Genomic DNA, 18767 nt, shown 5'->3' on the forward strand with positions numbered 1-18767 from the left:
CGATCTCCGGAGCAGGAATGACCGACAACGACCGGGAATCGGACTCCGACGTTTCTCCCAGCGTGCAGATCGAACGGCCCCACAACGGTGAGACGGGGACGGCGGAGCGGCTCGCCCTGAATCGGACGGGCAGTTTCGAGTGGGATCTGGACGCCCGGACACTCGACATCGACGTGGCCGGCCTGCTGGTGTTCGGGATGGACCCGAGGACCCGCTCCCCCCGGCCGAGGGATTTGATCAACCGGCTCGAACCGGCGGAGCGCACCCGGCTGGAACTCACGTTCGACGATGCCATCGCCACCGGTCGCAACTCGTACAGCATCCACTTCCAGGTTCCCCTCGCCGACGGCACCCATCAGTGGACCCACATCCAGGCCCGGATCCTGCGCGGCGACGACGGCCGGGCGCACCGGGTCATCGGTGTCGTACGCGATGCGACGGCGGAGGTCACCCATTCGGCCTTCGTGCTGGAAATGGAGAAACGCCGTCAGCGCCAGACCAGCATCGTTGAACGGACAACAAGCGCTTTGTCGCGCGCGGTGACCGTGGACGATGTGACCGCCGCGCTCACCGGCCCCGGCGGAATGGCCAGGCTCGGCGCGGACGGACTCGCACTCGCGGTGGTGGAGAACACCGCGCTCAACGTCATCGCGCTCAGCGGCAACGCACCGGAGTCGATCACCGAGATCGCCTCGGCAGGTCTCGACCCCCGGTTCCCGCTGGCCGACACCGTGCTCACCGGACGGCCACGCTTCCTGACCTCGGTCGCCACCCTCGTCCGGCGCTACCCGGCGCTGGAGCCGTACATGGACGACATGCACTTCCGCGCCGCTGCCTATCTGCCGCTGGTCGCCCAGGCTCGTTCGCTGGGCGGTCTCGCACTCTTCTACCGCGAGCACACGACCTTCAACGCCGATGAACGCAACCTGTGCCTGGGGCTGTCGGCGATCGTGGCCCAGTCCTTGCAACGGGCGACCCTCTTCGACGAGGAGCGCGAATTCGCCACCGGGCTGCAGTCCGCGATGCTTCCCCGACGGATCCAGGAGATCGAGGGCGGCGAGATCGCCGTGCGCTACCACGCGGCATGGAGCGGCCGGCAGGTCGGCGGCGACTGGTACGACGTCATCGCTCTGCCGAAGCACCGGTACGGCATCGTGGTGGGTGACGTGGAGGGCCACGACACCCACGCGGCCGCCATCATGGGCCAGCTGCGCATCGCCCTGCGCGCCTACGCCGCCGAGGGCCATCCGCCCGCGACAGTGCTGGCCCGTGCCTCACGGTTTCTCTCCGAACTGGACACGGATCGCTTCGCCACCTGCACGTACGCACAGGTCGATCTCCCTTCGGGGACCGTGCGCGTGGTCCGCGGCGGGCACTTCGGTCCGCTGATCCGGCATGCGGACGGACGGGTGGGCTCGCCGCACGTACGGGGCGGGCTGCCGCTGGGGATCTCCACCGACTTCGAGGACGAGGAGTACCCGGAGACCAGGCTCGATCTGGTACCCGGCGAAACGCTTGTCCTGTACACCGATGGCCTGGTGGAGGAACCCGGAGCCGATATCGACGACGGCGTGAGCGCACTGATCCAAGAGGTGAGCGCCGGCCCCACCCATGCGCAGGAGCTGGCCGACCATCTGTCCGACCGGCTCTGGGAGCGATGGGGTGCGGGGGACGACGTCGCGCTGCTCGTGCTGCGGCGCAGCCCGGATCCGGGGTCTCCGCGAGCACCTCGGTTGCACCAGTACATCCACCAGGCGGATCCCGAGGGGCTCTCGGATGCCCGGACGATTGTGCGCCAGGCCCTGGAGGACTGGAACATGGCCGAACTCGCGGACGATGCCGAACTGGTCACCGGTGAGCTGCTGGTGAATGTGCTTCTGCACACGGAAGGCGGAGCGGTGCTCACGCTGGAGGTGCTTCCGGAACCCGTCCGGCGGGTCCGGCTGTCGGTGCAGGATCGCTCCAGCGTCTGGCCCAGGCGGCGGTCCCCCGGCGAGACGGCGACTTCGGGGCGCGGCCTGTTGCTCCTCGATGCCGTCGCTGCACGCTGGGGCATCGAGCCGCACGGCGAGGGGAAGGCCGTCTGGTGCGAGATCGGACCTTCGCCACGGTCCGCCTCCGCTTCACCGGCCCGGCGGTCGAAGCCGCAACCGGCAGCGATGCCGGTGGAGTCCGCGCAGACGGAGGAGCCCGAGGCCCCTGGGGCCCGCACTGAGTCTGCTGGGGAGGAATGTTGAGGGGCGTGCCGCCGCGCGTGGCGTGATGCGGCACGCCCCTCGCCCGGGGGTTCGTGACGCGGTCCCGCGCCACGAACCCCGGGGCTACAGAACTACGTCAGTTCTGGGCGGTACGGCGCTTGCGCACGGACCACATGATGCCGCCACCGGCCAGCAGTACGGCCACGGCCGCACCACCGATGACGGGGGTCGCGGACGACGAACCCGTCTCGGCCAGGTCGGGCGAGCTGGGGCTCGGCGAAGCCGCGGCGGGCGCGGACTCCGGGGAGCTCTCGCTCGGGCTGGCGCTCGGGGCGGGCGCGTCCTCGGACGGCTCCGCCGCCGGCGTCGACTCGGTCACCGTCGGCGTGGGCTTCGGGGTGTCCTCACACACCGGTGCCGTCTTGGTCTCGTCCTTCGAGTACCGGTCGCCGTCACCGGCCTTGACGACAAGGTGGACCGTCAGTTCCTTGTCGTGCTGGGGCAGCTCGAGCTTCTTGTGGAACTCGTTGCCGAACGTCTGGGTCGGCAGCAGGTCCTTCCCGTCGACGGTGACGGTCACCTGGTTGGTGACGCCACCGTTGTAGGCGGTCAGGTCAAGGTTCACGTCAGTACAGGTCACGGCCCAGGTGGGGGTGTGAGCTGCGGCCGGGCCGGCGCACAGGATCGCGCCCGTCAGGCCGGCAACCGTAGCGGCCGCGAACGTTCCCGCGACGCGCCACGATCTCCTGGGTATGGTCATGGATTCTTCCTCCGCATGTTTCATCGCCCGAATGGCGGTGTGGCGCACAGTACTGCCCCCTTCCTCCGTCCGCGCAGCCGACCCATGCACCACGTGAGTTCACAACTGCCACCACATCACCTCGGGTTGGTACATGCCGGACACGCCTCTCGTGCTGCGGGCACCGGGGCGGTGGCGGGAAGTGAGCGTCCGGCACCGGACCGTACCCGTGGCCGATCCGTACCGGCCCGTGCACTCCGTCCGGCCGTCCCCACGTCCGGCAACGCGTCAGAAGTTTCAAGGGGGCAAAAGGTCGGCGGCCATGCCTTCATGGCCGACCCACGGCCGCCGCCCCGAGCCGGCCTCCCACCCCATACGGACCCTCCCTGCGCCCACCCCAGCGCCTGCGCCCTGGCCAGTTGGGATCACCCGCGGAGTCCGACGCTGCTCCGGGTGGCAAAGGCATTGGAGGTCGCGTTTCCCTTCAGGCATCCTGACCGCATGTTGATCAGAGAAGCCAACCCCGGGGACTGGCCCGCCATCTGGCCGTTCTTCCACACCATCGTCGCGGCAGGTGAGACCTTCACCTATCCGACGGATCTCGGCCAGGACCAAGGCCGTGACTGGTGGATACTGCCGTCCCCCAACCGGACCGTCGTCGCGGTGGACGACTCGGGCACGGTCCTGGGCACGGCAAAGATGAACCGCAACCACATGGGAAACGGGTCCCATATCGCAAGCGCCAGCTACATGGTCGACCCGTCGCACTCCGGACAGGGCGTGGGGCGCGCGCTGTGTGAATACACGGTGCAGTGGGCCCGTGCCGCGGGCTACCGTGCGATGCAGTTCAACGCGGTGGTGGAGACCAACGTCCGTGCGGTGAACCTGTACCGGGCACTCGGCTTCGAGGTACTGGGCACACTGCCGGAGGGCTTTCGCCACCCGGAGAAGGGCTACGTCGGCCTGCACATCATGCACCGCAGGCTGTGAGCGGCGTCGGGGACCAACCCGGTGTCTCACGATGGCGGGGCACTGCTGCCTTCGGCTGAACGTCGAGCGGCTGCTCCCCGCCTCACACGGTCCACCTCGGCCGCCTGGCGCGCGGTCGCACGCTTGCGCAGGCCCGGGCGGGCGAGCAGTCCGGGAGCCGCTCCGGCCAGCGCTTCGGGCCCGGCCGCACCTGTGGGTGCGGGACCGGCGCACGGATGCGGATCGCGACCGGGTGCAGGCTGTGGCCCATGGCCGGCCCAGGGGCGCGAAGCCTTCTCCGACGCGCGGGCCTGGTCCAGTTCTGCGATCAGATTGGTCCTCCGCCAGAGGATCTCGTCCGCATCGTCGGCCTGCATCAGCTGCGTCATGGCCTCCTGGGCGGCGACGGATCCCGGCGGCCCGAAGACCGGCTCGGGCCCGACCTTGGCGAGGTGGGCACGCTCGTACGGGTCGGCGGCCACCTCCGCCAACTGCACCGGATCCAGCGCTCCGGCCAGCACTGCCGCACGTCTCCAGGGATCCGCCGTCCGGTCCAGCAACCGCTCGATCCGTTGCGCACGCCAGTTGCGAGCTCTCCGGTCGATGCCTTCGGTCAGTCCGGCCCGCATCCGGACCGGACTGTTTCCGGTCAGCAGCCGAGGAGCCCGGGCAGCGAACCCGAATAGTTCCTGGGCGAGATAGAGCCAGACGACCGCTCGATACCGATTCACATAGAAGGTGACCGGTGTGAGGCACCCAGCCCGGGCCAGCCTGGTGAAGCGGACCGGGCTGATGCCGAGCAGACGGGCCCCTTCCGCCGTGCCCACCGTGCGGACCCGTTCATGCAGCGCGTGCGGAAATCCGTCCTCCGACCGGCGCCGATCGATCTCCTCGCGGCTCGCCCTCGGCCGACCGCCTGTGCGCTCCGCCGTGATGCGCACAATGCCCAGGTGCACCGCGAGCTCGAACTGGCCGCGCTTCATACCCAGTTCCTGTGCCGCGCGCCCCGCAGCCACCGCCGTGCCCGTGACGCCGGTCGTACCGACGGTGTCGGCGCGCCCCCCTTCCGAGCATGCTGCCTCCGTAACAGCCATGACTTTCCTCCCCCGTCGAGGTTACGTAACTCTCTGTGATGACGGTATCTCCGGGGGAAGTCTTTCGCCCGGCCTGTGGACAACTCCCACAGCCGGGCGAAAAGGGCGGTTCGGATGGGGCCGCGGCGTCAGATCCGGTTGACGCCTCCGCTGCTGCCCTGCCGCGCCGCGACTCCGAGATGTTCACCGACTCTGTTGACGAGCAGTGTCATCTCGTACGCGACCTGACCGACGTCCGCCTCGGCGGCGGCCAGCACGCACAGGCAGCTGCCGTCCCCGGCGGCGGTCACGAAGAGGAGCGCCTCGTCGAACTCCACCATCGTCTGCCGGGCCTTTCCTGCCCGGAAGTGCCGACCCGAACCGCGGGCGAGGCTGTGCAGCCCCGACGAGACCGCGGCGAGATGCTCCGCGTCCTCACGCGCCAGTCCTGTGCTCGCCCCCGTCACCAGGCCGTCGTTCGAGAGCACCAACGCATGCCGGATGTGCTCCACCCGGCCGGTGAGATCGTCAAGGAGCCAGTCAAGTCCCCTGTCCAGCGCCATTTCCCCGCTCCTCCCCGCTCATACGTTCCCCGTACGTGTCCTCGTGCCCACGCTCCGCGCAAGCCTTGCGCACAGGTCACGTCCGGGCAAGCGGCCCTCCATGTGCGGAATGTCGCGCAGGGTGCGTCAGCCCACCGAATCGAGCAACCGTGCCGTGTGCATCCGGCCGGCGTACTCGACCATGCGGATGAGGACTTCCTTGCCGGAGTCGCGGTCGCGTGCATCGCACAGCACGACCGGTGTCCCCCGGTCGAGGTCGAGGGCGCGGGACACTTCCTGTTCCCCGTAGGCGCGGGCACCGGCGAAACAGTTGACGGCGACGACGAACGGGATCCGCCGATGCTCGAAGTAGTCGACGGCCGGAAAACAGTCCTCGAGCCGCCGCGTGTCCGCGAGCACGACTGCGCCGAGGGCTCCCTGGGAGAGTTCGTCCCAGAGAAACCAGAAGCGGTCCTGCCCCGGCGTGCCGAAGAGGTACAGCGAGAGGCCGGACCGGATGGTGATGCGCCCGAAGTCCATGGCCACGGTCGTCGTGGTCTTCTGATCCACCCCGTCGGTGTCGTCGACCGACTGTCCGGCCTCGCTGAGGAGTTCCTCCGTCCGCAGCGGCCTGATCTCGCTCACCGCGCCGACCAGGGTCGTCTTGCCGACCCCGAAGCCGCCGGCGACCAATATCTTCAGCGCGAGAGCGTCGGTCTCGGCGGCCTCCCCGGCCGCTCCCTGGACCGTCTCCCCGCCCGTTCTGTCAGCGTCCTCGGAAGGCATCGATCACTTCTCTCACCTGTGAGCCTCAAGACGTAATACATGCAGTTCGGAGCCATCTTGACGGGCCCGGTTCGGTAACTGTCGGCAGCGGTACGGGGACAGCATGGCAAGCAGCACCCACACCCCGAGCGACGTGATCGGATTTTGATCGGACTGGTCGGACCGGGATCGCTCAATGTCCGTATGAGGTCACTGTCTGAGCCGAATTCGAGCCAGCTTCTCCCGGACCTGATCCTGGATGCATCGGAGTTCCGGGCCGCATGATTTTCGGTTGCTCGAGGCGACGTTCGCACGGTACTTGTGGGCGGTGTGTGCGGACCGCAATCGTTGGTCAGGAACGGGAGATGCTCATGAGCGTGCAGCACATCGATGTGTGCGTGCGTCGCGCCACCCTCGACGATGTGCCCGCCCTGGTCCGGATGCGGGCCCTGATGCTGTCGGACATGGGCATGGAGACCGCTGACGCGGAAGCGCCGTGGCGGGCGGCCTCGACGCTGTGGTTCTCCGAGCGGTTGCGGCTGCCGGACGAGTTCGCCGCGTTCCTGGTCGACGATCCCGAGCTGGGCGTCGTCGCCAGTGCGGTCGGCGCGTGCGACGGGCACGCGCCCAGCCCGGCCAATCCCAGCGGGCTGCACGGGCACATCTCCAATGTCAGCACCGATCCCCGCCGCCGGCGCCGTGGGTACGCCCGCGCGTGTCTCGACGCACTGATCACCTGGTTCCGCGAGGAGACTCCGGTCACGGTCGTCAATCTCAATGCCACCGCGGACGGTGCCGGTCTCTACGCCTCGTTCGGCTTCGCGGCGCCCGCGCACCCTTCACTGCAGCTCCGTACGGGGGCGTGAGCGGCCGCTGTCCGGCACCGGCCGACGGGACCGGGCCCGGTCAGCCGTACGAGAGGTCGGCGCAGAGGTCGTCGTCGGCGGACCGGACCCCGTCACCGGCAGTGGACGGAGCCGTACCGGGCGTCGCCGAGACGGCGGGCATCGGATTCTGTGCGTACGAACTGCCGAGGATCATCCGGATGCCCTGGGTGTCGGAAGCCACGAGTCGCGCCCCCGTGAAGAGGCGCGCCACGGTCTCGGCTTCGGCCCGTCGACCCGGCCCGTACTCGATGACAGTGGAGGTGTGGTCCTGGTTGCCCGCGGTGGCCGTGCCGGTCACGGTGAAGCCGTGGGCGCGCAGGAGTTCGGCGGCGCGGGCCGCGAGTCCCGTGACCGTGGTGCCGTTGTAGACGGCCAGGCTGATACCTCTGCCGGAGACCGCGGCGGGGGTCGACGGTGACACCTCGCCCGACGCCTTGTCGCCGTGGCCGCCCTTGCCGCTGGCGTCCTGGCCGTCGATCGTTCGGTCGGCCTTGAGCGCCGCCCACAGTGCGTCCGCGTCCGGTTCGACGATCGCGACCCGCGCGCCCTCGTAGCGCCATGGGACGGTGACGAACTTGGTGTTGTGCAGATCGATGTGCTTCATCGACATGGCGAACGACAGGAGCCGGTCGGCCGATCCGAGTCCCGGGTCGACGGTCATCGCGTCGGTCGCCGCGTTGGCGAGCGGCAGAAGGGTGGTCGGGTTCAGGCCCTGGGACTTGACCTTCTTGATGAGGGAGCCGATGAACGCCTGCTGACGTTTGATCCGTCCGATGTCGGAGCCGTCGCCGATGCCGTGCCGGAGCCGGACGTAATCGAGCGCCCGCTGCCCGGAGACGGTCTGCGGGCCCTTGGAGAAGACCAGCGCGCCGCGTGTGAGCCGGTTCGGGCTGAGGTCGCGCTGGTAGATGTCCTGCGGCAGACAGACCGGCACTCCGCCGACGGCCGACGTCAGCGCGGCGAAACCGGAGAAGTCCACCACGAGGGTGTGGTCGACGCGCAGGCCGGTGAGGTGCTCCACGGTGTTCTGAGTGCAGGCCGGGTTTCCCTCTGCGGTCTCCCCCACCGAGAACGCCTGGTTGAACATGACGTGATGCTGCGGTGCGGTCCACTCGCCGCCGGGCGTCCTGCACGCCGGGATGTCGACGAGGGAGTCACGGGGAATGGACACGGCGACCGCGTGCCGGTGATCGGCGTACACATGGAGCAGGAATGCGGTGTCGGAGCGGCCCACGATGCCCTTGCCGCCGCCCAGTTGCCGGTTGGCTCCCGAGCGTGAGTCCGACCCGATGACGAGAACGTTCTGCCCGTTCGACGAAGCGGGTGGCCGGTCGCCGGAGATCCCGTCCGCGCTGAAGGTGTCGATCTTGCCGGTCAGTTCGAGGTAGCCCCAGCCGACGCCTGCGACCAGCAGGATGAGGAACGACAGCCCCGTCACCGCGGTGCGCCTCAGTCGGCTGCCCCGTTGCCCGCCCGCCGCCACCCTGCGACTGCCTGTCATTGGTCACCTCGTCCGTCCGGCTTCCGCCTTTCATGATGGAAGACGTCCGCCGCGGCCCCACGGTTACGCAGTTGCACACATCAGCGATCGGGCCGCGCAAGCCCGGTCGCCTCTCCATTGTCGCGGACAACGTCACCGGCCGCGACGGCTCGGTGAAGCGCGCCGACGCCGATGCGACGGGCGAGGGCGAGGGCGAGGGCGACGAAGCGGATCCGGCCGTACGAGGGGTGGTTCAGAGCGCACGCAGTCCGTTGATCACCTCGCGAAGGATCTGCTCGTCCGGCAGTTGCGCGGGCGGTACGGGGCGGCTGACCCGCACGTAGCCGGCTTCGAGCAGATCACCGAGGAGTACACGGACCACACCGACGGGAAGGTCGGCGTCGGCGGAGAGTTCCGCGACGGACTGGGGCTCGGAGCGGCAGAGCGTGAGCAGTGCGCGGTGTTCGGGACCCAGCAGACGCTCCTCGGAGGTGTCCGGCGCGTTGTCGTCGATGGCGACGAGTGCGATCAGGTCGAAACGCACCCCGTTGGGGCCGGGCTCGGTCCGTCCGCCCGTCATGGCGTACGGGCGGACCAGGGGCCCCGCCTCGGCGTCGTACCACTGGCTGCCCGGCAGTTCGGGCGGGTCCGGGAAGCGCTGGGGACCGCCCGGACCCCCTCTCGTCATGTCCACTACTTGTCTTGCCCTCTCAACCTGTCGCGGACGGGGATACGTTGAGCCGCGGCGGGGTACGCAGATGCTCACCGACCCGTTTGACGAGGCGGGCCATCTCGTAGGCGACCAGGCCGATGTCGGCGAAGGCCGAGCTCAGGACCGCCAGGCAGGAACCGTCCCCGGCGGCCGCGACGAAGAGGAAGCCGTCGTCCATCTCGACCATCGTCTGACGTACGTCCCCGGCCTGGAAGTGCCGCCCGGCGCCCTTCGCGAGGCTGTGGAACCCGGAGGCCACGGCGGCCAGGTGCTCGGCGTCCTCGCGGCTGAGTCCGTTGGATGCGCCGACCGCCAGACCGTCGTTGGAGAGCACGACGGCGTGCCGGACTTCGCCGACCCTGGCCACCAGATCGTCCAGCAGCCAGTCGAGTTCGCCCGAGCGCCGGTGCGCATCGGTCCTCTCGTTCGCGATCATGCGTTGTCTCCTTCGCTGCTCGGGCGGGGGCGGGGTTCACTGAGGGTCCGGCGGGGCCTGGGCGTGCCGGGGGCGATGCCGCCGCCGCGTACCCAGCCGTTGCGGTAGGCGGTCATACGGTCTCTGGCCTGTTCCGGGGTGCGCTCCACCAGGGTGTCCGTGCCGCTCCCGCCGTCGCCCCGGCCCGGTTCGGGCCGGGGCTCCTCGCGCAGTTGCGGGACGAGACTGGCCTGCCGTACGCGACGTGGAAGCGTGCCGTCGTCGTCGGAGACGCCGTTCTCGCTCCGAGGGGTCTCCTTGACCTCGCCCCTGACCCCGCTTCCGGCCTCGGATCTGTCCTCACCCCGCGCATCGGCCGCTCGGCGCGCACGGGAGCGCAGCGAGGTGACTCCGGCCGGGGGGCCCGTCCGGGACTCGATCGCGGGCACCGCGGCCGGGGCGGGGAACGCCGGCGCCTGGGGGCGCACCGCCCGCGGGCCCGGTCCGGGTCCGAACGGCGCCCGGTCGTCGTCACCGTCGTGGCCGCGCTCGACCGTTGTCCGCTCGGGTGCGGTCGTGTCCTCGCCCGCCGGGAGTGCTCCCTGCAGCAGTGCGGTCGGCAGCAGGACCACTGCCGTCGTTCCGCCGTAGGGTGAGGTGCGCAGCTTGACCTTGATGTGGTGGCGGACCGAGAGCCTGCTGACCACGAAGAGCCCGAGCCGGTCGCTGTCGAAGAGGTCGAGCGCCTCCGACTGTTCGATGCGCCGGTTGGCCTCGGCAAGGAGTTCGCCACCCATGCCCAGTCCGCGGTCCTCGATCTCCAGGGCGTAGCCGTTGCCCACGGGTTCGCCGCTGATCCGCACCTTGGTGTGCGGTGGCGAGAACTGTGCGGCGTTCTCGACGAGTTCGGCGAGCAGGTGGGTGAGGTCGGCCACCGCCGTGCCCTTGACCGCGGCATCGGGCAGTTGCGGTACCTCGACCCTGGCGTAGTCCTCGATCTCGGAGACGGCCGCGCGTACGACATTGGTCAGCGGTACGGGCACCCGCCACGCGCGCCCGGGGGCTGCACCGGACAGGATGATCAGGCTCTCCGCGTGCCGCCGCATCCGGGTGGTCAGGTGGTCGAGCCGGAAGAGATTGCTCAGTTCGTCGGGGTCCTCGGCGCGGCGCTCCATGCTGTCGAGGAGGTTGAGCTGGCGGTGGACCAGCACCTGGCTGCGGCGGGCGAGGTTGACGAAGACTCCGGAGATGCCGTCGGCCAGTTCGGCGCGTTCGACAGCGGCACTGAGCGCCGCCCGGTGCACGATGCCGAGAGCCTCGCCGACCTGGCCGATCTCGTCGTTGGAGGCCAGGCCGGGCGGGGCCTCCGCCTGGATGTCGAGCTCCTCGCCGGCCCGCAGCCGCTGCATGGCGCGGGGCAGTTTGCGGCGGGCGATCTCCAGGGCGCTGTTGCGCAGGCTGACGAGTTCGACGACGAGCGCGCGGCCGATGCGTACCGAGATCACCAGTGAGGCGGCGACGGCGACGCAGCCGAAGAGGACGGCCGCTCCGGACGGGCTGAACAGACCGCGGGTCAGCGGGTCGGCACGGTCCGCAGCCTGTTGCGCGGCGCGGGTGTCGATGGCGCGCAGTTCGCTCCGTACGCTCGCGGCGGCCGCTTCCCAGTCGGAGGCCGACACCGCCTGTGCGGCCTTCTGTCCGGGCGACGCCGCGAGTACCTGGTCCTCGGCCGCCTCGATCCGGCGGTACGCGGGGCCGGCGGTGAATTTCTGCCAGCCGGCGCGTTCGGTGGACGGCAGATCGGCTCCCGCACTCTCGGTGAGGTTTCTGCGGGTCTCCACCGCCCCGGTGAACTGCACCAGCTGCCGGCCGTCGAGACTCTTGGTACGGCCGGCCGCGGCGAGCAGCGCGTCCTCACGGGCCAGCATCTCGTCGGCGCGGGCCAGTTCGAGCAGGACGCGCGCGTCGGAGCCGAGTGCGTCGTCCTGGATACCGGTGAGTGCGCCGGAGACACCGAAACCGGCGGTGACCGCCTGGGTGTACCGGTCGTACACGGCCTTCTCGTCGCGTTCCCGACCGGCGTCCCGGTCGCCCGCGCTGCGCAGCGCCTGGGCACGGTCGAGGAACCGGTCGAGCCGGTCGGCGACGCCCGCCGGAAGGTCGCCCGTGTCGGCGATGGTGTGGTGCTTGTCGAGTCGCAGGGCGGCGAGGGCGGTGTCGGTGCGTCCGGCCTGCTGCTTCAGGTCGGCGGCGTGGGCACTGCTGGGGTCGACGGTCTGGAGCAGGGCGGCTCTGCGTTCCGCCTGGAGGGCGGCGACAGCGGTCGATATCGGCGTCCGGACGTCTGCGTCGACCTGCTGCAACTGTCGCAGCAGCGCCACGTCCTGGGCCGTGCTGACCGTGGCGAAACCCCACAGGGCGAGCAGCGAGACGACGGGCACCATCAGCAGAGAGATGATCTTCGCGCGTACGGTCCTGGGGCGCAGTGTCCGTCGTCCGCGTGGCCCGGATGTCTCCTGCGTCAGCAGCAGCCGAGCGTCGTGTTCGGCGCTCTCGTCGGCCGGCGGCCCCGCGTGCGCACGGCGCCCGCGAGCCGCGGGCGCCGGGGCGCCGGGCGAGGGCTGGGCGCTGGGCCGGGCGGCGCCCGTCGCGCCGGGGTCCGGGGTCGTGCGGGGTGGGCGCATGGCCTCCTCGTTCCGGGTGTGGTGCGGGGCAGAAGCGAAAGGGGCCCAGTGGGCCGTGGCGTCAGGGCATCGCGGCAGGCGACGCGTCGTGTCCACGCGCGTCGCGCCGTGTACGGGGGTCGCGTCCGCGGTGCGCGACCCGGGTCGGGTCCGCGGCGTCCGCGGCGTCCGCTTCGACCGGTTCCGCGGCGCGCTCGGCGGATACGTACGCGGCACGCTCCCTCGCCGTCGGGGAAAGAGCGACGAACGCCGACGTCAGGAAGAGGTACGAGCCGAGTCCGACGGCGAGGGGGAAGATGAACTGCATCGTCGTCGCCCCCTGGAGTTCGCTGCCGGAAGGGGTGACACGGACGCCGACCGCCATCATTCCGGTGTAGTGCATGCTGCTGACCGCCGCGCCCATGACCAGCGAGGCCAGCGCGACACCACGCGATGACTTGATGTTCAGCGCCGCCCACAGGGCTGCTGTGGCCGCGACGACGGCGATGGCGACGGAGAGGCCGACCCGGAGTGGGTCGTAGTCGATCGTGCCGTGCAGCCGCAGTGCCGCCATGCCGAGGTAGTGCATGCTGGCGACCCCGACTCCGGCGCCGAATCCCCCGACGAGCAGTGCTCTGGTCCGGTCACGGCTGTAGCCGACGGCGAAGATCCCGCAGCCGACCACCACCATGGCGCCGAGCAGGCTGAGGAGGGTCAGCGGCACGTTGTAGCGGATGTCGGTGCCGGTCACTCCGAAGCCGAGCATCGCGACGAAGTGCATCGTCCAGATGCCGCTGCCGAGAGCGGATGCGGCTGCGATCAGCCAGTTGCGGCGCGAACGGCCGCTCGTGTCGAGTGCGCGCACGGTGCAGCTCAGCCCGAGCGCCGAGCCGATCACCGCCATCGCGTACGACAGCGCAGGTGTCAGCCAGCCGAAGGTGGCGTGGTCCAGGTGTCCCATGAATCGGGGACGCTAGTCGCGATGGGGGCGCGCGCCAGGCGCGCATTTCGAAAGCTGCTGGAATATGACAGAGAAATGCTCCTGAGCGATCGCACAGTGCCCGAACATGCACACCGATTCCCGCCATTTTCACTCCGTTTCGATCCGGCGGCGACTGCGCGATCATGTCCGCATGGCCGATGACCACACACACGTGCAGGACTTCTTCACCCCCCGCGCCGCGGACTGGGACACCCGCTTCCCCGACGACGGGCCTGCCTATGCGGCCGCCGTCGAAGCACTCGGGCTGCGCGCCGGCGCCTGCGTACTCGACGCGGGGTGCGGTACGGGGCGGGCGCTGCCCGCCCTGCGCGGCGCCGTCGGACCACGGGGCAGGGTTCTGGGCGCGGATCTCACCGCGGCCATGCTGGAGGCAGCGGTACGGGCCGGGCGCGATCGGAGCGGTCAGCTGCTGCTCGCCGACGCGGCCCGGCTGCCGCTGGCGACCGCCTCGCTCGACGCGGTCTTCGCTGCCGGACTCATCTCGCATCTCTCACGTCCCGGACCTTCCCTGGCGGAGCTGGCGCGCGTCGTCCGGCCCGGCGGGCGGCTGGCGCTGTTCCACCCCATCGGCCGGGCCGCACTCGCCGCCCGCCACGGCCGCCGGATCACGGACGACGATCTGCGCGCCGAGCCCAACCTCGGGCCATTGCTGACGTGTTCGGGCTGGCGGCTGGACTCGTACACCGATGAGGACGCCCGATTCCTCGTCCTCGCCGTACGGAGCGATTGAGCTCCACCGGCGGACCGGCCGGGCTATTCGGCCGGAGCTCCCGGCCGTCGGCCGTGCGGCACCGGGCAGCCACCGATGCCGGGGGTCGGGAACGTACCGAGTGCGGCGACCTCGTAGCCGTCCGGGTAGCCCTTGATCTCCGGGTTCTGGCGGGCGTAGTGGGCGGTCGAGCGCGGCGGCAGCAGTCGCACGGCCCGCGCCCGCAGCCGCAGCGCGCCGCGGGTGAGACTGCGGGCGACCGGGCCCGGACGTTCATAGCGGAACACCCGCAGCAGTGCGTCGTCGAGAAGCGCCAGACTTGCCTTGCGTACGACGGGTGCCAACGGGCGCGGGTACCACGAGGCCATCAGCGCCAGCGTGGCGTCGGACACCTTGCGCGCTCCCTCGTCCCAGCCGAAGTGCTCGTCCTCGTACGCGTCGAGGGTGCGTTCGAACTCCTCGAACGTCCTGGGCACATCCTTGATGCCCATGTGGGCGCCCAGTGTGCGGTAGTAGGCGGCGAAGGCCTGCAGCTCGTGGTCGGACAGCCGGCGCCAGCCGTATCGGTCGATCCAGCGCTTCGGGACGACGACGAACGTACACAGCACATAGCGCATGTCGTCGTCGGTGATGTCGTAGCTGCGGTGCATCCGGTTGATCCGCCGGATCGCCGTGCGGCCCGGATCACTGTCGAAACCGTGTTCCACGACGGTGTCGAGAAGCAGCGCGGTGTCGTCGTACCGCTTCTGCGGACGGTCCGTCAGCTCCGCTGTCTCGGCGAGGAGCCGGCCGATACTGGGGACGGCATACGTGCGGTAGAGGGCCAGTTCGAGAGCCCGCGTGATGTCCCAGGGGAACTCGTAGGTGGCCGTGAGCCGGTAGATCTCCAGGAAGTCCCGTTCCGGATCGAGACGCTGGATCGCCTTCAGCCGGTCGTATCGCTTCACCGCGATGCCCCCGTTAGTCGGTCGGAGGTCCAACTCTACGGGGAAAGGGAAGACCGTAAGTACGTACGACTGCACCGTGCATGTACGGCTCTCCGGGAAGGCGGCCCCCATGATCGGCATGTTCACAACTCTGCGCAAGGTCGTATCTGCGGGTCGGAGGGGCGAACGGCGGGTGGCGCCGCTCGAGGAGCAGCGGCGCAAGCAGCACAATCTGTTCGAGGCGGCCGCCACGTACGTCGCGGCATGTGTGACGGACGACGAGGAACGGATCGATGAGGCAACCGGCTGGGTGTCGCCCGAGGCACTCACTTTCGGGGTCAACGAGCTGGCCTGCCGGGCCGTCGTCGCGCTGGCGCGGGAGCGGGGTCAGTCACCACAGACCGTGGCCCGTACACTGCTCGGCCTGTCTGCCGACTGAACCGGGCCGCCCGCATGCCCACGCCGGACGGGTACAGCCTTGTCAGGGCCTCGACGACCGGGTTACCCACTGGTTATGGTGCGCCGACAGAAAACGATGAGGGACGAGGAGAGTGCTGTGGCCGGGACGGACGACGCAGTCGCCGACGACGACGCACTGTTTGTGCTGACCGCGGTGCTGCTCACACCCGCGCAGTTCCCGAGTGTGCTCGGTGACGACTACCCGGCGGCCTGCGCGGCCCTCGGACTCGAACCGTACGCCGAGGGGTATGGGCTCGTCCTCGGCCAGGACGGGGACGGCGCGAGGTGGACCGTCGTCGTCGACGACGTGTCGCTGGTCGCCGTCGCGATCGCCTCCTGGGACTGCGGCATGGCGTACGACCTCTCCCCCGACGAGCGCTCGGTGGTCTGTGGGCTGCCCGGCTGGCCCCTGGCCCTGGCGGTCGCCGCGCCGGGGGTGCCCGCGCCCCACGACCCACCGCCGGACCCGGAGGGCGAGGAGGCCGATCTGCCTGTGCTGACCCCGCCCGACACGGATACGTGGGGACCGGCGCAGCGGCGGCTGGGCGCGGACGAGATCGCGCTGCAGTGGGCGGCCTGGCGCGACCAGATCGACGACGAGACGACCTTCACGGGGTCGGACGGCACGGACGACGAGGAGGGCGCCGACGGCTCGGACGAGCCGGGCGAAACGGACGCGGCGGCAGAGTCACAGACCGACGACGACGTTGCCGAAGCGGGATCGTCCGAAGGCTCCCCCGACGGGAGCGCGAACGGCCCCGCCGCGCCCTCCGGGGCCCATCCCGGTGTGCGACGGGCTCTCGCGGAGGCCCATGCGTACGTGGACAACCCGCCGCCGCCCGGCCGCATCCGGTCCGCCTTCGCCCCTGGCGACGCCCGCACCCTGCGCGCCGACGGTCCCGGCTGGTCCTTGGTCGCGAGGACCGACGACATCGCGTTCGTCCTGCTGGACGAGGAACCCGGCGAGGTGCTGCCGGTGGGACGCGGCAAGGCGTTGCCCGGTCTGCTGCAGGCACTCGACGCGCTTGCGGTACGACCGTCCTGAACCGCGCGGCGCGGTCCTCGGCCGCGCGGCGACCGAGGACCCGCACGGCAGGAGCGGTGCGCCGGTGCGGCTCCCTCGCTACACGCGGTCCAGCGGCCGGTGCGGGGCGGCGGGCAGCTCGACCTTGACCGGGTCGCCCGGCCGGACCGTCCCACCGGTCGCGACGATGCCCATGATCCCGGCCTTGCGCACGACGTTGCCCGCCTCGTCCCGGCCGACGACCTGCTTCAGCAGGCCGCCTCGGAAGTTGTCGATCTGCAGGCACGGGTTGCGCAGCCCGGTGACTTCGACGACCGCTTCGTCGCCGAGGTGCAGCAGGGTGCCGACCGGGAGGCCGAGAAGGTCGATGCCGCGCGTGGTGACGTTCTCCCCGAGATCCCCCGGAGCGACCTCGAAGCCCGCCTCGTGCAGTTCGTCGAACAGTTCCTCGTGGATCAGATGGACCTGGCGCAGATTCGGCTGGGTGGGGTCCTGTGCGACGCGGGAGCGGTGCTTGACCGTGACCCCGGCGTGCACATCTCCCTCCACTCCGAGGCCGGCCAGCAGGGTCACGCTGTCCCGGTTCGGCTTGGTGAAGCTGTAGGCGCCGTTGCTGCTCACCACGGTGACTGTCCCGCTCATGTACGGAGAACCCCCTTGTTCACGAATGTCCCGGTGAACCTGTCAGCGACCGATTTCCTTGCGGGTGATCCTTCGGAGCCTTCGCCGCTGCGAGGGATCCAGCATCAGATAGGCCACCGCAGGCACTCCGATCAGCACCACGAGCGACAGCCAGAATCCGATGAACGGCATCAGGACGACTGCCGCGACGACTCCCCCGATGGCGATCTTTGCCCTGTTCGACATCGTCCACGCCTCCTTCGCGGCGGAAGCCGCTTCTGCTGTGACAACGCCTTTGCGTGCCTGTCGGTTCCAGCTTGCACCGACCGGTCATCCGAGTGGGTTGCCTCGGTGCGTTGCTCAGTGGCTCACTCGGCGAGCCGTGTCCGCGGGCTGCCTCAGCGGCTCGCCGACCTCATGCATGTGCTGCAGTGCCTGCCGGTAGGACTCGATCAGTCCGGTCTCCGTGTACGTCATGCCCAGCGACGCGCAGTGGGCCCGCACCAACGGCTGCGCCCGGCGCAGATGGGGGCGGGGCATGCTCGGGAAGAGGTGGTGCTCGATCTGGTAGTTGAGCCCGCCCAGGAACCAGTCGGTGAGGACGGCGCCCCGTACGTTCCGTGAGGTGAGGACCTGTCGCTGCAGATGCCCCCAGCGGTCGCCGTCGGGGTCGGGCATCTCCATCCCCTTGTGGTTCGGAGCGAAGGCCATGCCCAGGTGAAGTCCGAACAGCGCATGGTGCACGAGCGCGAAGACCACGGCCTTGCCGGGTGACATGACGGTGAGCAGCAGCGTCGCGTAGAGCCCGAGATGGGCGACCAGGAGCAGTGCCGAGAGGGCGCGCTCCCGGGCGGGCTGCCGGCGCAGGTACTGGAAGCCGGAGATCTTGAGGGCGATGCCTTCGAGGAGCAGCATCGGGAAGAACAGGCGGGCCTGGTTGCGGGTGAGCCAGCGGGCGAAGCCTTCACGCCCGGCCGCCTGCTTCTGCGTCCAGACGAGGGCGCCGACACCGACGTCCGGGTCCTTGTCGATGTGGTTGGGGTTGGCGTGGTGGCGCACGTGCTTGTCGTTCCACCAGGCCTCGTTCATGCCGAGGAGGAGATTGGCGTGGAGGAGGCCGATGGTCCGGCTCGCTCCGCGGTCGCCGGTTATCTGGGCGTGCCCCGCGTCGTGGCCGACGAACGCGGTACGGGACCACACGATCGCCAGCGGCAGGGCGAGCAGCAGGGCCCACCATGTGTTTCCGAGAAGCACCAGGCCGGCGAGCACGGCACCCAGCGCGAGGAGGTTCGTGGCGATGACCGCCGCGTACCACCCGGTGCGACGTTCCAGGAGACCCTGCGCCTTCACGGCCCGCAGGAGCGGCGCGAAGTCGCTGCCCCCGGAAGCCGCCGCTGGTTCCCCCGGGCCCGGACCTCCTCCGGTGCTGTCCGTACGTCCGGCACGGTCGTGGCGGTGGTCCACCACGGTGGCTGCGGCCTGAGGCATGTCGTCTCCGGTCTCTGCGAGGCATGGGGAGCTGCTCTGACCTGTTGAAACGTACGGGCACGGGTCATGCGGCAACCATGGCGCCACCACCCGG

Annotated in this window: 19 protein-coding genes; 6 read left to right on the top strand and 13 right to left on the bottom strand. The window is 70.1% G+C overall.

Annotation, left to right across the window (positions count from 1 at the left end; translation table 11 throughout):
* Positions 1–17: 17 nt before the first annotated feature.
* On the top strand, positions 18–2237 hold the full coding sequence (locus OG878_RS01970; RefSeq protein ID WP_328885105.1) for a SpoIIE family protein phosphatase: 2220 nt from the start codon (positions 18–20) through the stop codon (positions 2235–2237).
* A 97-nt stretch (positions 2238–2334) separates the two neighbouring features.
* On the opposite strand, the gene OG878_RS01975 is transcribed toward OG878_RS01970, so the two are convergent.
* Positions 2335–2958, bottom strand: a complete 624-nt coding sequence (locus OG878_RS01975) for an LAETG motif-containing sortase-dependent surface protein (RefSeq protein WP_328885106.1) — start codon at positions 2956–2958, stop codon at positions 2335–2337.
* A 480-nt stretch (positions 2959–3438) separates the two neighbouring features.
* Between OG878_RS01975 and OG878_RS01980 the strand changes: the two genes are divergently transcribed.
* Complete coding sequence (locus tag OG878_RS01980) at positions 3439–3927, top strand: GNAT family N-acetyltransferase (RefSeq protein WP_328885107.1); 489 nt, start codon at positions 3439–3441, stop codon at positions 3925–3927.
* A gap of 26 nt (positions 3928–3953) precedes the next feature.
* Here the strand turns inward: OG878_RS01980 and OG878_RS01985 are convergent, their stop codons facing one another.
* From OG878_RS01985 to OG878_RS01995, 3 genes are all read right to left on the bottom strand, one after another.
* On the bottom strand, positions 3954–5000 hold the full coding sequence (locus tag OG878_RS01985) for a DUF6397 family protein (protein ID WP_328885108.1): 1047 nt from the start codon (positions 4998–5000) through the stop codon (positions 3954–3956).
* 128 nt (positions 5001–5128) lie between these two features.
* The gene (locus tag OG878_RS01990; RefSeq protein WP_328885109.1) at positions 5129–5542 is read right to left on the bottom strand and encodes a roadblock/LC7 domain-containing protein; all 414 of its coding nucleotides are present in this window, start codon (positions 5540–5542) and stop codon (positions 5129–5131) included.
* Positions 5543–5668: 126 nt separating this feature from the next.
* A complete protein-coding gene (locus OG878_RS01995) occupies positions 5669–6307 on the bottom strand; it encodes a GTP-binding protein (RefSeq protein ID WP_328885110.1) in 639 nt (212 codons plus the stop codon).
* A gap of 350 nt (positions 6308–6657) precedes the next feature.
* On the opposite strand from OG878_RS01995, the gene OG878_RS02000 reads away from it, so the two are divergent.
* Positions 6658–7152 (top strand): GNAT family N-acetyltransferase, encoded by a 495-nt coding sequence (locus tag OG878_RS02000; protein WP_328885111.1) that lies wholly within the window; start codon positions 6658–6660, stop codon positions 7150–7152.
* A gap of 40 nt (positions 7153–7192) precedes the next feature.
* Here the strand turns inward: OG878_RS02000 and OG878_RS02005 are convergent, their stop codons facing one another.
* From OG878_RS02005 to OG878_RS02025, 5 genes are all read right to left on the bottom strand, one after another.
* Entirely contained in the window at positions 7193–8674 is a 1482-nt protein-coding gene (locus OG878_RS02005) for an LCP family protein (RefSeq protein ID WP_328885112.1), read from the bottom strand.
* A 232-nt stretch (positions 8675–8906) separates the two neighbouring features.
* The gene (locus OG878_RS02010; RefSeq protein ID WP_328885113.1) at positions 8907–9341 is read right to left on the bottom strand and encodes a DUF742 domain-containing protein; all 435 of its coding nucleotides are present in this window, start codon (positions 9339–9341) and stop codon (positions 8907–8909) included.
* A gap of 22 nt (positions 9342–9363) precedes the next feature.
* Complete coding sequence (locus OG878_RS02015) at positions 9364–9801, bottom strand: roadblock/LC7 domain-containing protein (protein WP_328885114.1); 438 nt, start codon at positions 9799–9801, stop codon at positions 9364–9366.
* Complete coding sequence (locus OG878_RS02020; protein WP_328885115.1) at positions 9798–12464, bottom strand: nitrate- and nitrite sensing domain-containing protein; 2667 nt, start codon at positions 12462–12464, stop codon at positions 9798–9800. The genes OG878_RS02015 and OG878_RS02020 overlap by 4 nt, the downstream gene beginning before the upstream one ends.
* Before the next feature lie 61 nt (positions 12465–12525).
* On the bottom strand, positions 12526–13404 hold the full coding sequence (locus OG878_RS02025) for an MHYT domain-containing protein (protein WP_328885116.1): 879 nt from the start codon (positions 13402–13404) through the stop codon (positions 12526–12528).
* A gap of 172 nt (positions 13405–13576) precedes the next feature.
* Between OG878_RS02025 and OG878_RS02030 the strand changes: the two genes are divergently transcribed.
* Positions 13577–14176, top strand: a complete 600-nt coding sequence (locus OG878_RS02030) for a class I SAM-dependent methyltransferase (protein ID WP_328885117.1) — start codon at positions 13577–13579, stop codon at positions 14174–14176.
* Positions 14177–14199: 23 nt separating this feature from the next.
* Here OG878_RS02030 and OG878_RS02035 read toward each other — a convergent pair whose 3' ends face one another.
* Complete coding sequence (locus OG878_RS02035) at positions 14200–15102, bottom strand: oxygenase MpaB family protein (RefSeq protein ID WP_328885118.1); 903 nt, start codon at positions 15100–15102, stop codon at positions 14200–14202.
* 109 nt (positions 15103–15211) lie between these two features.
* Here OG878_RS02035 and OG878_RS02040 point away from each other — a divergent pair, with 109 nt between their 5' ends.
* Positions 15212–15520 (top strand): hypothetical protein, encoded by a 309-nt coding sequence (locus tag OG878_RS02040; protein ID WP_328885119.1) that lies wholly within the window; start codon positions 15212–15214, stop codon positions 15518–15520.
* 117 nt (positions 15521–15637) lie between these two features.
* On the top strand, positions 15638–16585 hold the full coding sequence (locus OG878_RS02045) for a hypothetical protein (protein WP_328885120.1): 948 nt from the start codon (positions 15638–15640) through the stop codon (positions 16583–16585).
* 78 nt (positions 16586–16663) lie between these two features.
* Here the strand turns inward: OG878_RS02045 and OG878_RS02050 are convergent, their stop codons facing one another.
* The 3 genes from OG878_RS02050 to OG878_RS02060 form a co-directional block, all read right to left on the bottom strand.
* The gene (locus tag OG878_RS02050; protein WP_328885121.1) at positions 16664–17206 is read right to left on the bottom strand and encodes an MOSC domain-containing protein; all 543 of its coding nucleotides are present in this window, start codon (positions 17204–17206) and stop codon (positions 16664–16666) included.
* A gap of 42 nt (positions 17207–17248) precedes the next feature.
* A complete protein-coding gene (locus tag OG878_RS02055) occupies positions 17249–17431 on the bottom strand; it encodes a hypothetical protein (protein ID WP_328885122.1) in 183 nt (60 codons plus the stop codon).
* Between the two features lie 114 nt (positions 17432–17545).
* Complete coding sequence (locus OG878_RS02060) at positions 17546–18673, bottom strand: fatty acid desaturase family protein (protein WP_328885123.1); 1128 nt, start codon at positions 18671–18673, stop codon at positions 17546–17548.
* Between the last annotated feature and the right edge of the window lie 94 nt (positions 18674–18767).

The sequence above is a fragment of the Streptomyces sp. NBC_00316 genome (genome assembly GCF_036158715.1).
GTDB lineage: Bacteria > Actinomycetota > Actinomycetes > Streptomycetales > Streptomycetaceae > Streptomyces.

Bases quoted from the DNA above. Each gene is read 5' to 3' on its own strand.
- OG878_RS01970 (WP_328885105.1), top strand. From the start codon at position 18: ATGACCGACAACGACCGGGAATCGGACTCCGACGTTTCTCCCAGCGTG.
- OG878_RS01975 (WP_328885106.1), bottom strand. From the start codon at position 2,958: ATGACCATACCCAGGAGATCGTGGCGCGTCGCGGGAACGTTCGCGGCC.
- OG878_RS01980 (WP_328885107.1), top strand. From the start codon at position 3,439: ATGTTGATCAGAGAAGCCAACCCCGGGGACTGGCCCGCCATCTGGCCG.
- OG878_RS01985 (WP_328885108.1), bottom strand. From the start codon at position 5,000: ATGGCTGTTACGGAGGCAGCATGCTCGGAAGGGGGGCGCGCCGACACC.
- OG878_RS01990 (WP_328885109.1), bottom strand. From the start codon at position 5,542: ATGGCGCTGGACAGGGGACTTGACTGGCTCCTTGACGATCTCACCGGC.
- OG878_RS01995 (WP_328885110.1), bottom strand. From the start codon at position 6,307: ATGCCTTCCGAGGACGCTGACAGAACGGGCGGGGAGACGGTCCAGGGA.
- OG878_RS02000 (WP_328885111.1), top strand. From the start codon at position 6,658: ATGAGCGTGCAGCACATCGATGTGTGCGTGCGTCGCGCCACCCTCGAC.
- OG878_RS02005 (WP_328885112.1), bottom strand. From the start codon at position 8,674: ATGACAGGCAGTCGCAGGGTGGCGGCGGGCGGGCAACGGGGCAGCCGA.
- OG878_RS02010 (WP_328885113.1), bottom strand. From the start codon at position 9,341: ATGACGAGAGGGGGTCCGGGCGGTCCCCAGCGCTTCCCGGACCCGCCC.
- OG878_RS02015 (WP_328885114.1), bottom strand. From the start codon at position 9,801: ATGATCGCGAACGAGAGGACCGATGCGCACCGGCGCTCGGGCGAACTC.
- OG878_RS02020 (WP_328885115.1), bottom strand. From the start codon at position 12,464: ATGCGCCCACCCCGCACGACCCCGGACCCCGGCGCGACGGGCGCCGCC.
- OG878_RS02025 (WP_328885116.1), bottom strand. From the start codon at position 13,404: ATGGGACACCTGGACCACGCCACCTTCGGCTGGCTGACACCTGCGCTG.
- OG878_RS02030 (WP_328885117.1), top strand. From the start codon at position 13,577: ATGGCCGATGACCACACACACGTGCAGGACTTCTTCACCCCCCGCGCC.
- OG878_RS02040 (WP_328885119.1), top strand. From the start codon at position 15,212: ATGATCGGCATGTTCACAACTCTGCGCAAGGTCGTATCTGCGGGTCGG.
- OG878_RS02050 (WP_328885121.1), bottom strand. From the start codon at position 17,206: ATGAGCGGGACAGTCACCGTGGTGAGCAGCAACGGCGCCTACAGCTTC.
- OG878_RS02055 (WP_328885122.1), bottom strand. From the start codon at position 17,431: ATGTCGAACAGGGCAAAGATCGCCATCGGGGGAGTCGTCGCGGCAGTC.
- OG878_RS02060 (WP_328885123.1), bottom strand. From the start codon at position 18,673: ATGCCTCAGGCCGCAGCCACCGTGGTGGACCACCGCCACGACCGTGCC.